This window comes from Klebsiella sp. GG_Kp146 (assembly GCF_040061975.1).
Lineage (GTDB): Bacteria > Pseudomonadota > Gammaproteobacteria > Enterobacterales > Enterobacteriaceae > Klebsiella > Klebsiella quasipneumoniae.
On the sequence record NZ_JBEAHA010000001.1, the window covers coordinates 322,152 to 334,529 of the forward strand.

Genomic DNA, 12,378 nt, shown 5'->3' on the forward strand with positions numbered 1-12,378 from the left:
CCGTGGCAGGTTTTTTTCGCCACCCGAGTGGCTGGCGGCACCTTTGCTGCCGCTTTGCCGAGGATCCCCTTGATGGCAGCGACAACATGAATACCGCGATCTCTTCCGGGAACGAACGTGCTTTTTCAGCCCCGGCGCTGCTGGTGGCTGGCGCCTTTTTTATGGAGTTTCTCGACGGGACGGTGATCGCTACCGCCCTGCCCGACATGGCGAGAGATTTTGGCGTTACCGCCGTCGAGCTGAATATCGGCATCAGCGCCTATCTGATTACCCTCGCGGTGCTGATCCCCGCCAGCGGCTGGATCGCCGATCGCTTCGGCGCCCGGGCTATCTTCACCCTCGCCCTGGCCATTTTTACCCTTGCTTCGATCTTTTGCGGCCTCTCCAGCGAGATGCATATCTTTGTCGCCATGCGTATCCTGCAGGGGATCGGCGGCGCGCTGATGGTCCCCGTCGGTCGTCTGGCGGTACTGCGCACCACGCCGAAACACCTGCTGATAAAGGCCATCGCCACCCTCACCTGGCCGGCGCTGGTGGCCCCTATTATCGGCCCGCCTTTGGGAGGCTTTATTACCCGCTACGCCAGCTGGCACTGGATCTTCTTTATCAATGTCCCGCTGGGCGTCGCGGCGATTATCCTGTCGCTGCGCATCATTCCTGATATCCGCGAAGCAGAGCGGCGCGCCTTTGATATGACAGGGTTTATCACGACCGCGGTGGCGATGGTCAGCCTGGTCACGGCGATGGAACGGCTCGGCGATCGTCAGCCGCTGATCTGGCCGACGCTGGCCCTCGCCGCGCTTGGCTTCGGCTGTCTGGCGTATGCTATCCGCCACTTCCGCCGGGCGACAGCGCCTATGGTTCGTCTGACGGCGTTGCAGGTGCCGACGTTCCGCGTGACGATGTACGGCGGCTCGCTGTTCCGGGCCTCCATCAGCGCGGTCCCCTTTCTCCTGCCGCTGCTGTTTCAGGTGGGGTTCGGCATGGATCCCTTTCACTCTGGTCTGCTGGTGCTGGCGGTATTTGTCGGCAATTTAACGATTAAACCCGCCACCACGCCGCTGATCCGCTGGCTGGGCTTTCGTCGCCTGCTGTTGATCAACGGCGCGCTGAACGTCTGTTCGCTGCTGGCCTGCGCGCTGCTCACGCCGCAAACTCCGGTCTGGGCGATCATGCTGATCCTTTATCTCGGCGGGGTGTTTCGCTCAGTCCAGTTCACGGGCGTGAGCACGCTGGCCTTTGCCGATGTCCCCACCGCGCAGATGAGTGATGCCAATACTCTGTTCAGTACCGCGTCGCAGCTGGCGGTGGGGCTGGGTATCACGCTTGGGGCAATCGGCATTCGCCTGGGTGAACAGGTCGGCGACTGGCTGCACCTTTCCGCCGTGCCGGGGATCAGCTTTCGCCTGGCGTTTGTGTTTATCGCGGTGATTTGTCTGGTGGGGATGTTCGACAGCCTGCATCTGGCCAAAACGGCAGGCAGCAGCGTGTCGGCGAAGAAATCGTAGAGGATGGAAGGGCCAGCGGCGCTGGCCCTGATAACGATTACCCGACGATCTGGCGGACAAACGCTTCGATCGCTTTATCCTGGCAGTTTTCGAAGAAGCACTGCTGGAAGCGAGGGCCAGAGACCGCGGTTTTCACCAGTTCCGGATCGATGGCGCGCAGGGTATCGAGATAATTTTCTTTGACTACCGCCGCTTTGACCTGGTTGAGGATCCCGGCATTACGCACCTGCGGTTCTTTGCGCTCCGGCGGATAGCCTTCGCCGTTACGACCGGTAAAGGCTTTTTCAAAGATAAACCGCACGTTCAGCTCGGCACCCCAGCCGAAACCTTTCGCAAACGGCAGCGACAGCGCGTTACCGTTGTTGATCTGGGCAAACAGGAACGCATCCGCCGGGTCGATACAGTAACCGCAGACCACGCCAGGATGGATGTTCAGTGACATCAGCGCTCCCTGGCCGGTACCGCATCCTGTGACCACGAAGTCGACCGCCTTCGAATTCAGCAGGATGCTGGCCATGATCCCGAGGTGAATATAGGTCAGATGATGATCGTTCTCATCGCTCATACCGACGTTATAGACCGGAAATCCTTTTTCGTCGGCAACCGCGTTAAGCTCCTTGAGGATGATGGCGTTTTTGTTCGCCTGGCTGTTCTCCATCATCAGTGCAATCTTCATGGTTTACTCTCCTGAATGCTGTGCGGGCCTGCCCGCAGAATGTCATTGGCGTTGACTGCACTCTACTACCTGGAAAACAAACTTTCAAATTTTATGAAAAGTTGTTTTAAAAATTACGCAGCGCTTCACACTTTCGCCGCCTCTGCCGCTCAGGTTAGGGTGTCGCCCCCTCATCAGGACGACTCCGCCTGGCGCTCCCCGCCTCGCAATCCGCAGAGGCAGTCATTTCGCCTCCGCAAAAAACCAATAATAAATTAAAACCATTCTCATTTATTATTAAACTGCCAATGCGTGTTATTCCCATTAGCATTTTAAATAAAATCTTTTTAAATTTACTTTTTGCAAATAATTAAATAACAAATTATAGTGGAAGCCGATAACATCTATATTTTAATTCCAGGAGCGCGACGATGCTGAAAACGGAAATGATCGACAAACTGAATGAACAGATGAATCTTGAACTCTATTCTTCTCTTCTTTATCAGCAGATGAGCGCCTGGTGCAGTTACCATAGTTTTGAAGGGGCTGCGGCCTTCCTGCGTCGCCATGCCCAGGAAGAGATGACCCATATGCAGCGCCTGTTCGACTACCTGACCGACACCGGCAGCCTGCCGCGCATCAACGCTATCGCCTCCCCGTTTGCCGAGTATGCGTCACTGGATGAACTGTTCCGCCAGACCTATGAGCACGAGCAGCTGATCACGCAAAAAATTAATGAACTGGCGCACGCGGCTATGACCAGTCAGGATTACCCGACCTTTAATTTCCTGCAGTGGTATGTCGCCGAACAGCATGAAGAAGAGAAATTATTTAAATCGGTAATTGATAAACTGACCCTCGCCGGGAAAAGCGGTGAAGGTCTGTACTTTATCGACAAAGAGCTGGCCACCCTCGATACGCAGAATTAATTGCCCGCGCCGCGACGCTTCTCCGTCGCGGCATTTTCAATGCTGACAAATCTTGTTTTCTGCGGTGGTAAATCCTGCCTCTCTGGCAATAAATTTGCCTTTCTGCTCTAAAAACGCCACCAGCTCCGCAGCGCTCAGATTTTCCGCCGAACAGGTGTGAAAGCGCGCCTCTGCGCCAAAGCGATGGTGAATGGCCGCCTCCAGCGAAGCCACCGTCCAGCACTCCTTCGACGCCAGCATCATCTGCAGCACTTCATGACCATGAATAGAAGACATAACCCCTCCGGAAAAAAACGCCAGCTTAGGCCAGACCGACGGCCCGCGCCTTGCGCCAGCGCAGGCTTTCATCCTTTCGACCTTGTAAAGTTTTAATTACAGATCTTGTAACCCTGATTTGACGAAAGACGCAATATCCCCTACTCTGCGCGGCATAAATTATTGTGATTTGCTGTAGGGATAGCGAAAAGCGTGAAGAACCGCACTCTGGGCAGTATTTTAATCGTAGCCGGCACCACAATCGGTGCAGGTATGTTGGCGATGCCATTGGCCGCCGCAGGCGTCGGCTTTACCGTCACGCTGGGTTTACTTTTCACCCTGTGGGCATTGATGTGCTATACCGCCCTTTTGCTGCTGGAAGTCTACCAGCATGTCCCTGCCGATATGGGGCTCGGTTCCCTGGCGGCGCGCTATCTGGGCCGTTATGGACAATGGATCACCGGGTTCTGCATGCTGTTTCTGCTGTACGCCCTCACGGCAGCCTACATCAGTGGCGCCGGCGAATTACTCGCTTCCAGCCTCAACCAGTGGCTGGACTGGCAGCTGCCGCCGGCTGCCGGCGTACTGATCTTCACCCTGCTCGGCGGGGCGGTGGTGTGCATTGGCACCGCGCTGGTCGACCTGTTCAATCGCTTCCTGTTTAGCGCCAAAATCGTCTTCCTGGTGATTATGCTGGCTCTGCTGATGCCGCACATTCATCAGGTGAACCTGCTCACGCTGCCGGTTGAGCAAGGCCTGGCGCTGTCGGCCATTCCGGTGATCTTTACCTCTTTTGGCTTTCACGGCAGCGTGCCGAGCGTCGTCAGCTATCTGGGGGGCGATATCCGTAAGCTGCGCCGGGTGTTTATTATCGGCAGTTTTATTCCGCTGGTGGCCTATATTTTCTGGCAGCTGGCGACGCTGGGCAGTATCGACGCTCCGGCCTTTACCGCCCTGCTGGCGCAACATGCCGGTCTGAACGGTCTGCTGGAGGCGATCCGCGAAGTGGTAGCGTCACCGCACGTGGAGCTGGCCGTACACCTGTTTGCCGACCTTGCGCTGGCGACCTCCTTCCTCGGCGTCTCGCTCGGGCTGTTTGATTATCTGGCCGATATGTTTCAGCGCAAAAACAGCGTCAGCGGGCGTCTGCAGAGCGGGATGATCACCTTTCTGCCGCCGCTGGCGTTCGCCCTGTTCTATCCCCGCGGCTTCGTCATGGCCCTGGGCTACGCCGGGGTGGCGTTGGCCGTGCTGGCCCTGATGTTACCGGCCATGCTGGTCATGAAGAGCCGCCGACTGCATCCGCAGGCCGCCTGGCGGGTGGCCGGCGGCGCCCCGGCGCTGTGGCTGGTCCTGCTGTGCGGGATCGGCATCGTAGCGATCCAGTTCTGCATCGTCGCCGGGCTGTTACCGGCGGTGGGATAAAATAAGGGGCCAGCTGGCCCCTTTTTCATTTCGCTAAGCAACACTGCTTATACTTTTTACCGCTGCCGCACGGGCAGGGATCGTTACGTCCGACTTTCGTCTCATTTCTTACCGGCTGCGGGACCACCTCCGGCTGTGGATTCGCCATCCAGTACTGGTAAAGCGCCAGCGCCGCCGGGGTGATGCGCTCGATGCTGGCGATAAATTCATCCGCCGTCAGATTATCCAGCGCGGAAAACTGTTCTTCGCTACCGTGGAGCGCAATCGCCTCCAGCTCAGGCTGAAGTTCAGCAGACAGCGTCGACCAGTCGCTCAGCGCTACGCCGCGCAGATAGCCAAAACACCACTCTTCAACGATGGTCAGCTCCTGACCTTCCGCTTCACGGGTGCCGAACAGCGGTTCGAACTGATCGGGATAAGACTCCAGCCGTTCGGCGATATCGCTCATATGCTGCAGCGTCAGATTGACAAAGCGATCGCGCTCGCGGTCGTTGGCCCAGCGTGGCACATTATCGGCACCACCCCAGATAGCCAGCAGCCACTGGGCGGGTTCGATAGCGGTGGGCGCCGAGAGGATCGCCGTCAACAGGCCATCCAGTTCAGAGACATCCAGAATAGCGCCTTCGGTGGCGTATTTCGCCAGCGTCTCGTCCAGCCATTCCAGTTCGTTTTCGTTTAAAGGTCCGGTATTCATTCACAGGCTCGCATGGTAAAAATCGGGCCTACAGTAGCCGAAATGCCGGCAGAAAGCCACCCGGCAGCGCCCATTGCGCCTGCGTCGACCCGACACAATCAGGCCAGCCCGTGCAGCGCCGCCGCCACGTCGCGACAGGCCTCCTCCCCTAACGGCAGCAAGGGGCGGGGAAGCGAGTCAGGATCACACAATCCCAGAATGGCCGCAGCGGCGGCGACCACCCGCAGGCTGCCGCCGTAGCGGTCAAAGCACCGCCAGAGGGGCGCAAGTTGCTTATTCAGCGCCGCCACCTGTGCCGCATCGCCGTGACGGATGGCTTTCACCAGCGCCAGAGAGATACGTGGAAAGAGGCTGCCGCAGACCGAGTACCAGACCTCGCAGCCGGCCTGCAAGCCCGCTGTCGCCCGAACGTCACCGCTAACGCCAAGCGTCACGCCGCCAGGCAGATGACGACGCAGAGCCGCCACCCGTTCGCTTGCCTGCGGCGCGGGCAGACCGGGAATTTTTATCGAGGCGATGGCCGGTAAGGCAGCAATCTGCCCCTGCAGCTCATCCGATAACGTCACGTGGGTGGTACGGGGGTTGTCATACAGGCAAACCGGCACCGAGGCATGCCGGCAGACCTCCTCGTAAAAAGCGTAGATCTCCTCCGCAAAGAGCGGCTGATAGGACATCATCGGCAGGAGCAATGCATCCGCCCCGGCCTGCTGGGCATCCTCCACCAGCCGGAGCACCTCGCTGGTGGCGATGGCGCCGACGCCGATCATTATCGGGGTCGACCCGGCATGCGCCTTCGCCACCTGCACCACCCGCTTGCGCTGTTCACGACTGAGATAGGCGTAGCTGCCGGTTGAGCCTAAGATGCCCAGGGAGTCGACTCCGGCATCGGTAAGACGAGCAAGAAGACGAATAAACGCTTTTTCATCGATAGTTTGCTGATGCAGCGGCGTCAGCGGAAATGCGCAAAGCCCTGTGAACATGATGCCTCCGGCAGGCTGGATGAAGTGTCCGGTCGATAGTAGCAGGGAGAGTTCGTTTTGTCCTGGGACAAATGAGCGATTGCCGGTGACAATGGATTGTTTCCCACTACGTGGTGATCCCGTTCGCGAGATTGCCGCCGTCAGCCCAGGCATCGATAGCCACCAGATCCTGCCGAGGATATTCAACGACGCCGTGCCCTGCAGTCGCTATTTTTTGCTGGATTGCCAATCTTAAATCCACTTGTCATAATCCCGTGCAATTTATATGACCATATATTTAAGCAGCAATTAAATAAAGCAACACTATGGCTTCAAGCGGATAAAAAATGGCAGATGACATCCAGAAAAAATATCTCAAAATATTGTTAATAAAGTCTACGTATAAAACATTACTGGGTCGCCCCGCAGATCCTGACGGTCTTAAAAATTATTACCATGCAATTTCTGACAAGTCGCTTGCAGAATCAGCACAACTTCTTAACGCATCGCTGATGAATAGTGACGAGTTCAAGGGATTAACACCATCCAGAATGGCATTCGAGAATGTATGTATCCCGCCACATCCTGTATCAGGGATTGAAACTCAAGGACAATGGGCTGTGAAGCACATTGTGTCATTAGGAAGCCATTGTTTAACGTCGTGGACACTGAAAAGATTTAATCTGAAAAAATCTCTCTGCCTTTTGACTGGATTTTTTCCTGCCCGGCGATGGTCATCGATTGCCTGAGGGACGATTTTCAGACTTTTTTAGACAAAAACGAATATAGCTCATTCATATCTTTTGATGCAAAAGGAATATTTACCTTTTGCAAAAAGGTTTTCTTATTCCCTGAAGTCCGTACCAGTACGATAACGCACTGGCCTACGCCCTGGTGATCAAGATAGCGATATGTAAGTCATGTATTTATAAGTTAAAAGAGCAACTGAGAGCTTACGCTCCTCGCTAACAGCGGACCTCACACTCAGTGAGTAAGTCCGCTCCTTGTTAGAAATGAACTATTTTAAGATGGCCATTCAATCTTCCAGCAAGCTCATTTCTTCAGAGAGCCACTGTCTCAGAATGCGTATTTTAAATGAATCCTGATTATCCGAGCGATAAACTAAATCGTATCCCCGCTCAGCCTTAAGTTTATATTGCGGAAACGGAACAACAAGCCTTCCGGCTGCTACATCATCTGCAACCAGAACACTGCGTCCCAGAGCCACACCTTCGCCACGTATAGCGGCCTCAGTCGCCATGCTGCCAAGGGTCCATAAGGGGCCGTGATGGCAGCAAAAATTTTTTTCTCCGGCCATTTCAAACCATGCCTCCCAGTTCGCCAGCATTCTGTATTCATGAAGAAGAACGCAGTTTGAAAGATCCTTAATTTCTGTCAGACCATTTTGTTCTTTAAGAAAACCCGGACTACAGACGGGGGTAACAGTTTCATCGAAGATACGCTCATACGAAACGTCGCGGTAATGGCCAAGACCGTAACGAATGGCTGCATCTACCTGACCATCATTCAGATCCACATTACTGTCAGTAACATCCAGCTGAATATCAACGTCAGGATATTTCTGCCTGAACCGGCTCAGACGCGGTGCCAGCCACTTGCTGGCAAATGAAACCGTTGTACTGACACGTAAACTTTTTGCAGGATTCCTTCCGCGCAGACGCTCAGATTCCATCATTAACTCACTCAGAAGGCGGGTAACAATGCGATGATATTCAGCCCCTTCCTGAGTCAGTATTATCTGTCGGGTCAGCCTGAAAAATAGTTTTAACCCCAGATGCTCTTCAAGCTTCCGGATTTGCCGGCTTATCGCGCCATGCGTTACGTGAAGCTCTGTTGCAGCCAGTGTCATACTTGAGAGACGGGCTGTTGCTTCAAAAGCACGCAGAGTCTGCAATGGGGGGAGGCGATCAAATATCATACACGTGATAATAATTCACACGTACTGTGAGAACAAATGATTTGTCAGGCCAGAGTCCGAAAATCAAAATTAGCGCATAAAACATTCACATTGGCTTTATGATAATCGGAGGAATGATGGAAAGCTTGTTTGTCTACGGAACCTTGGGTCCTGGCCGACCTAATGCTCATATTCTTGAAAAGATTGGGGGGACATGGCAGGAAGGCCACGTTGGTGGTTCTTTATTAGATAAAGGCTGGGGTGCAAAGATGGGATATCCGGGGATCGTATTGGATGATTCCGGTAATCGTGTACAGGGTTTTCTCTTTACGTCAGAGAATTTACATAATCACTGGCACATACTCGATGAGTTCGAAGGTCCTGAGTATGAACGGGTTCCGGTAGAGGTAACCACATCTACTGGTCAGACAGTGCAATCATGTCTTTATATGCTCAAAGCATAAACTATGAGGCTTGTAGTGAGCAGGTTACACAATGGCCAGAGCACTAAAAATAAGTCGATTTGATGGGGAATTAAGTGACAGTACAACGAAAACAGGTTGACACATATGCCACACTAGTCATGACCTCACTGTGTATAGTTTGGGGAATTCAGCAGGTCGCAATTAAAGGCGTAGCCGATGAAATTTCTCCAGCCCTACAAGTAGCAATCAGAAGTGGGGCTGCTGCTGGCCTTATATATTTATTAATTATTCTTAAAAAAACGTCCCTAGAAAATTTTGCTAATTACTTAATTCCAGGGGGAGCAGTGGGCATACTTTTTGGTTTTCAATTCCTGTTTGTTGCTGAAGGCCTGCGATATACATCGGCATCGCACATGTCAGTATTCCTCTACACCGCGCCAATTTTTGCTGCTCTGGGACTACAGTTTTTTAGACCCGATGAACGGCTGTGTGCACCACAATGGATAGGAATAGCAATTGCTTTTGCAGGGATTTGTGTCGCGTTTCTGTCAGGTAAGGCTCCAGATGATAGCTCCAGTAAGACTCTGGCAGGAGACATAATGGGGTTATTTGCAGGCCTATCATGGGGGGCCACTACCGTACTCGTCCGATGTTCCTCCCTTAGTGGGGCGCCGGCTTCTCTTACTCTTTTTTATCAACTTACAGGAGGTTTTTTACTTTTATCAGCCTATTCATATTTCTCCGACCAGAATCACTTTGAACCTGGCGCCGTCGGGATTGCTAGTTTAATCTTTCAAAGCGCAATAGTTGGTTTTTTGAGTTATTTAGCCTGGTACAGTTTAATGCATAAATACATGGCATCACAGCTCGGTATTCTCTCATTCATGACGCCTGTATTTGGGGTCATTACGGCAGTATTTTTTTTGAGTGAACAGCTACAGTCAGGGTTTATTTCAGGATCGATGCTAATCCTAAGTGGCATAAGTGTTGTTAGCGGCTGGCCCTGGTTCAGGTTGAGATTTTTAACTGGTTCAGTCAACAAATAAAGATGACTGTCGGCCGGTTACAGGTAATCTAACGATGTCAGCGAGCCAGTTAATATATGGCTGATTTAACTTCCAATTTTGCCAAAATGCTTTATAGGTTCTCATGCAGAAAATAAATCATCCTTAATGCATCATGCACAAGCTTTAGCCCTATCTATGTCTGCTTCTCGCTCGCAGCGGACCTTCAACATGGACAATTAGTCCGCGTCGTGCCAGGAGCGGACGTTGTTAAGCTTATGCTGTATGGATTAATGAAGAACAGACATTATATTTTGTCCTGATTGACTCGGGATGAAAGCTCCTGATGGCTCTCTTTTCGCTCGCTGTAGCGATCCGCAAGATAACCGGTTTGTCCCTTAAGCAGCAGCGTGATTTTAAACAGCTCCTCGGCTACATCGACGATGCGGTCATACCATGACGAAGGTTTCATTCGTCCGTTTTCGTCGAACTCTTGCCATGCCTTGGCTACGGAGGGCTGGTTGGGGATCGTAAACATCCGCATCCAGCGGCCCAGAATACGCATCTGGTTCACTGCATTGAAGGATTGCGAACCACCGCAGACCTGCATTACCGCAAGTGTTTTGCCCTGCGAAGGACGAACCGCGCCTTCTCATAATGGTATCCAGTCAATCTGCGCCTTCATAACCCCATGTCGCTCCGGAGAACTCCACACCATCCCGTCACACCATCTGACCAGACTACGCAACTCAGTGACTTTAGGATGCGTGCCCGGCGCATCATCCGGCAGGGGTAAACCGGAGGGGTTAAAGAATTTTACCTCCGCGCCCATCGCCATCAGCAGGCGACCAGCTTCTTCGGCGGCAAAGCGGCTGTAGGAGCGCTCTCTTACTGAGCCATAAGGAACGCAGTGAAAAATGCTACAACCTGTTCAGCTTTTCAAAATCTTGTCTGATGAAACACGGTTCGCCATCGTCATGCTTCTCCGGGAGTCAGGAGAACTGTGCGTCTGCGAAATCTGCGCGGCTATTTCCGAATCGCAGCCCAAAATCTCACGACATATGACTATCCTTCGCATGGCTGGGCTGGTTCAGGACCGTCGTGAAGGCAAATGGATCCACTATCGTCTGTCACCTCACATACCGGCTTGGGCTGCTGAGACAATCACGACGTCCTGGCAGTGAATGCGGGAGGATGTGCGTGACTGGCTTGATAAATCAGTCTGTACATCCTGCTGAGAAAGAAAAACACATTTATATAATCATATATAACGAAGTCTGAAATGCTTTTAGCAGGCAGTATATTTTTACTGACGCTGGTACTTGTGATCCGGCAACCCAGTGGCCTGAGTATTGGCTGGAGCTCGAGTATCTGACCTTCAGGGCAATCTGTACGAGAAACAGGCAATATCAGGGCATAAGAACGTTGAGCAAACTGCCCGGTATGACAGAAAAATTGCGGTAGTTCCGGTTGTAGATGGGCAGGTGGAAAGGAAAAATATTTTGAAGTGATATGATGGAATGGGTGGTTTTGAAACAAAAAAACCACCCGTAGGTGGTTTCACGACACTGCTTATTGCTTTGATTATTCTATATTTCCCAATGGTACCCGGAGTGGGACTTGAACCCACACAGCGCGAACGCCGAGGGATTTTAAATCCCTTGTGTCTACCGATTCCACCATCCGGGCTCGGGATATAAAGTGGAGGCGCGTTCCGGAGTCGAACCGGACTAGACGGATTTGCAATCCGCTACATAACCGCTTTGCTAACGCGCCTTTAATTCTGAAGCACCCGCTACTGCCGATGCTGTTAATCTGGAGCGGGAAACGAGACTCGAACTCGCGACCCCGACCTTGGCAAGGTCGTGCTCTACCAACTGAGCTATTCCCGCATCATCAAGTTATTTGCTAATCACTTGATTTTGTTATCGTCTGGAAGACTGTGCCGCCGTTCGATGCGTTGCATTCTACTTATCTCTCGCGGTGAGTCAACGGTATTTTTCGCAACTTTGCATCGTTTGCTGAAAATAACGGCGAAACGATCACTGATCAAGCAAATCGCCGCGCGCCGCGTTCAAATATTGCAGCATCGACCACAGCGTCAGCACCGCCGCCACGAGGAAAAGCGCGATCCCGGCCCATTCCACCCACGGATAAGGACGCCACAGCATCCACACCAGGGCAGTCATCTGTGCGGTGGTTTTCACTTTACCAATCCACGAGACCGCCACGCTGCTGCGTTTTCCCAGCTCCGCCATCCACTCGCGCAGCGCGGAGATAATAATTTCCCGGGCAATCATCGTCGCCGCCGGCAGCGTAACCCACCAGGTGTGATAGTGCTCAGCGACCAGCACCATGGCGATAGCCACCATGACTTTATCGGCCACCGGATCGAGGAAGGCGCCGAACCGGGTACTCTGGTTCCAGCGACGGGCGAGGAAACCATCAAACCAGTCGGTCACGGCGGCAACAAAGAAAATCAGCGCGCAGGCAAACGGCGCCCAGCTAAAGGGCAGATAAAACGCCAGCACAAAGAACGGGATCAGGATGACGCGGAACAGAGTAAGCAACGTAGGGATATTAAATTGCATAGTGACGGGTAACTA

General features: G+C 53.0%; 14 protein-coding genes, 3 tRNA genes and 4 pseudogenes. 11 read left to right on the forward strand and 10 right to left on the reverse strand.

Going from position 1 to position 12,378, the window contains the following annotated elements; translation table 11 throughout:
• Window positions 1–86: 86 nt before the first annotated feature.
• Window positions 87–1,508, forward strand: a complete 1,422-nt coding sequence (locus tag ABLU95_RS01545; RefSeq protein ID WP_348878650.1) for an MFS transporter — start codon at window positions 87–89, stop codon at window positions 1,506–1,508.
• A gap of 37 nt (window positions 1,509–1,545) precedes the next feature.
• Here the strand turns inward: ABLU95_RS01545 and ABLU95_RS01550 are convergent, their stop codons facing one another.
• Window positions 1,546–2,184, reverse strand: coding sequence for an RpiB/LacA/LacB family sugar-phosphate isomerase (locus ABLU95_RS01550; RefSeq protein ID WP_023290273.1), 639 nt, complete (start codon window positions 2,182–2,184; stop codon window positions 1,546–1,548).
• A gap of 245 nt (window positions 2,185–2,429) precedes the next feature.
• Here ABLU95_RS01550 and ABLU95_RS01555 point away from each other — a divergent pair.
• Window positions 2,430–2,537, forward strand: a pseudogene (locus tag ABLU95_RS01555) (hypothetical protein); the annotation flags it as partial.
• 57 nt (window positions 2,538–2,594) lie between these two features.
• A complete protein-coding gene (gene ftnA, locus ABLU95_RS01560) occupies window positions 2,595–3,092 on the forward strand; it encodes a non-heme ferritin (RefSeq protein ID WP_004203451.1) in 498 nt (165 codons plus the stop codon).
• Between the two features lie 36 nt (window positions 3,093–3,128).
• Here the strand turns inward: ftnA and ABLU95_RS01565 are convergent, their stop codons facing one another.
• A complete protein-coding gene (locus tag ABLU95_RS01565) occupies window positions 3,129–3,368 on the reverse strand; it encodes a YecH family metal-binding protein (protein ID WP_065881126.1) in 240 nt (79 codons plus the stop codon).
• Between the two features lie 192 nt (window positions 3,369–3,560).
• Here ABLU95_RS01565 and tyrP point away from each other — a divergent pair, with 192 nt between their 5' ends.
• A complete protein-coding gene (gene tyrP / locus ABLU95_RS01570; RefSeq protein WP_032428925.1) occupies window positions 3,561–4,772 on the forward strand; it encodes a tyrosine transporter TyrP in 1,212 nt (403 codons plus the stop codon).
• A gap of 25 nt (window positions 4,773–4,797) precedes the next feature.
• Here tyrP and ABLU95_RS01575 read toward each other — a convergent pair whose 3' ends face one another.
• Together ABLU95_RS01575 and ABLU95_RS01580 are read right to left on the reverse strand one after the other, a co-directional pair.
• Window positions 4,798–5,466: a YecA family protein gene (locus tag ABLU95_RS01575; protein ID WP_065881124.1), complete on the reverse strand. Its 669-nt coding sequence runs from the start codon at window positions 5,464–5,466 to the stop codon at window positions 4,798–4,800.
• Between the two features lie 98 nt (window positions 5,467–5,564).
• On the reverse strand, window positions 5,565–6,446 hold the full coding sequence (locus ABLU95_RS01580) for a dihydrodipicolinate synthase family protein (protein WP_348878652.1): 882 nt from the start codon (window positions 6,444–6,446) through the stop codon (window positions 5,565–5,567).
• A gap of 326 nt (window positions 6,447–6,772) precedes the next feature.
• Between ABLU95_RS01580 and ABLU95_RS01585 the strand changes: the two genes are divergently transcribed.
• Both ABLU95_RS01585 and ABLU95_RS01590 read left to right on the forward strand, forming a co-directional pair.
• Window positions 6,773–7,174: a hypothetical protein gene (locus ABLU95_RS01585; RefSeq protein ID WP_348878654.1), complete on the forward strand. Its 402-nt coding sequence runs from the start codon at window positions 6,773–6,775 to the stop codon at window positions 7,172–7,174.
• Window positions 7,156–7,323 carry a hypothetical protein gene (locus tag ABLU95_RS01590; RefSeq protein ID WP_261902265.1) on the forward strand — a complete coding sequence of 56 codons (168 nt, stop codon included), beginning with the start codon at window positions 7,156–7,158 and terminating at the stop codon, window positions 7,321–7,323. Before ABLU95_RS01585 ends, ABLU95_RS01590 begins: the two co-directional genes overlap by 19 nt.
• A gap of 138 nt (window positions 7,324–7,461) precedes the next feature.
• On the opposite strand, the gene gcvA is transcribed toward ABLU95_RS01590, so the two are convergent.
• A complete protein-coding gene (gcvA, locus tag ABLU95_RS01595) occupies window positions 7,462–8,364 on the reverse strand; it encodes a transcriptional regulator GcvA (RefSeq protein WP_289552057.1) in 903 nt (300 codons plus the stop codon).
• 116 nt (window positions 8,365–8,480) lie between these two features.
• Between gcvA and ABLU95_RS01600 the strand changes: the two genes are divergently transcribed.
• Together ABLU95_RS01600 and ABLU95_RS01605 are read left to right on the forward strand one after the other, a co-directional pair.
• Window positions 8,481–8,807 (forward strand): gamma-glutamylcyclotransferase, encoded by a 327-nt coding sequence (locus ABLU95_RS01600; RefSeq protein ID WP_074442534.1) that lies wholly within the window; start codon window positions 8,481–8,483, stop codon window positions 8,805–8,807.
• Window positions 8,808–8,881: 74 nt separating this feature from the next.
• Window positions 8,882–9,814, forward strand: coding sequence for a DMT family transporter (locus ABLU95_RS01605; protein WP_348874128.1), 933 nt, complete (start codon window positions 8,882–8,884; stop codon window positions 9,812–9,814).
• 265 nt (window positions 9,815–10,079) lie between these two features.
• Here the strand turns inward: ABLU95_RS01605 and arsH are convergent.
• Window positions 10,080–10,673, reverse strand: a pseudogene (arsH, locus tag ABLU95_RS01610) (arsenical resistance protein ArsH); the annotation flags it as partial.
• A gap of 16 nt (window positions 10,674–10,689) precedes the next feature.
• Here arsH and ABLU95_RS01615 point away from each other — a divergent pair.
• From ABLU95_RS01615 to ABLU95_RS01625, 3 genes and pseudogenes are all read left to right on the forward strand, one after another.
• Window positions 10,690–10,956 (forward strand): metalloregulator ArsR/SmtB family transcription factor, encoded by a 267-nt coding sequence (locus tag ABLU95_RS01615; RefSeq protein WP_065881114.1) that lies wholly within the window; start codon window positions 10,690–10,692, stop codon window positions 10,954–10,956.
• A 98-nt stretch (window positions 10,957–11,054) separates the two neighbouring features.
• A pseudogene (locus ABLU95_RS01620) lies at window positions 11,055–11,141 on the forward strand (ArsB/NhaD family transporter); the annotation flags it as partial.
• Window positions 11,140–11,283, forward strand: a pseudogene (locus tag ABLU95_RS01625) (integrase); the annotation flags it as partial. The pseudogenes ABLU95_RS01620 and ABLU95_RS01625, both read left to right, overlap by 2 nt.
• Window positions 11,284–11,374: 91 nt before the next feature.
• On the opposite strand, the gene ABLU95_RS01630 reads toward ABLU95_RS01625, so the two are convergent.
• The 4 genes from ABLU95_RS01630 to pgsA all read right to left on the reverse strand — a co-directional run bounded on the left by ABLU95_RS01630 (window position 11,375) and on the right by pgsA (window position 12,363).
• Window positions 11,375–11,461, reverse strand: a tRNA-Leu gene (locus ABLU95_RS01630).
• A 13-nt stretch (window positions 11,462–11,474) separates the two neighbouring features.
• Window positions 11,475–11,548: transfer RNA gene (locus ABLU95_RS01635), tRNA-Cys, on the reverse strand.
• A gap of 40 nt (window positions 11,549–11,588) precedes the next feature.
• Window positions 11,589–11,664, reverse strand: a tRNA-Gly gene (locus ABLU95_RS01640).
• Between the two features lie 150 nt (window positions 11,665–11,814).
• Window positions 11,815–12,363: a CDP-diacylglycerol--glycerol-3-phosphate 3-phosphatidyltransferase gene (gene pgsA / locus ABLU95_RS01645; RefSeq protein ID WP_004141115.1), complete on the reverse strand. Its 549-nt coding sequence runs from the start codon at window positions 12,361–12,363 to the stop codon at window positions 11,815–11,817.
• Window positions 12,364–12,378: the final 15 nt, after the last annotated feature.

Excerpts from the sequence above, each read along its gene's own strand:
- ABLU95_RS01550 (WP_023290273.1), bottom strand. The coding sequence starts at position 2,184 with ATGAAGATTGCACTGATGATGGAGAACAGCCAGGCGAACAAAAACGCC.
- ABLU95_RS01590 (WP_261902265.1), top strand. The coding sequence starts at position 7,156 with ATGGTCATCGATTGCCTGAGGGACGATTTTCAGACTTTTTTAGACAAA.
- ftnA (WP_004203451.1), top strand. The coding sequence starts at position 2,595 with ATGCTGAAAACGGAAATGATCGACAAACTGAATGAACAGATGAATCTT.
- ABLU95_RS01585 (WP_348878654.1), top strand. The coding sequence starts at position 6,773 with ATGGCAGATGACATCCAGAAAAAATATCTCAAAATATTGTTAATAAAG.
- gcvA (WP_289552057.1), bottom strand. The coding sequence starts at position 8,364 with ATGATATTTGATCGCCTCCCCCCATTGCAGACTCTGCGTGCTTTTGAA.
- ABLU95_RS01580 (WP_348878652.1), bottom strand. The coding sequence starts at position 6,446 with ATGTTCACAGGGCTTTGCGCATTTCCGCTGACGCCGCTGCATCAGCAA.
- ABLU95_RS01565 (WP_065881126.1), bottom strand. The coding sequence starts at position 3,368 with ATGTCTTCTATTCATGGTCATGAAGTGCTGCAGATGATGCTGGCGTCG.
- ABLU95_RS01575 (WP_065881124.1), bottom strand. The coding sequence starts at position 5,466 with ATGAATACCGGACCTTTAAACGAAAACGAACTGGAATGGCTGGACGAG.
- pgsA (WP_004141115.1), bottom strand. The coding sequence starts at position 12,363 with ATGCAATTTAATATCCCTACGTTGCTTACTCTGTTCCGCGTCATCCTG.
- ABLU95_RS01615 (WP_065881114.1), top strand. The coding sequence starts at position 10,690 with ATGCTACAACCTGTTCAGCTTTTCAAAATCTTGTCTGATGAAACACGG.
- ABLU95_RS01545 (WP_348878650.1), top strand. The coding sequence starts at position 87 with ATGAATACCGCGATCTCTTCCGGGAACGAACGTGCTTTTTCAGCCCCG.
- ABLU95_RS01600 (WP_074442534.1), top strand. The coding sequence starts at position 8,481 with ATGGAAAGCTTGTTTGTCTACGGAACCTTGGGTCCTGGCCGACCTAAT.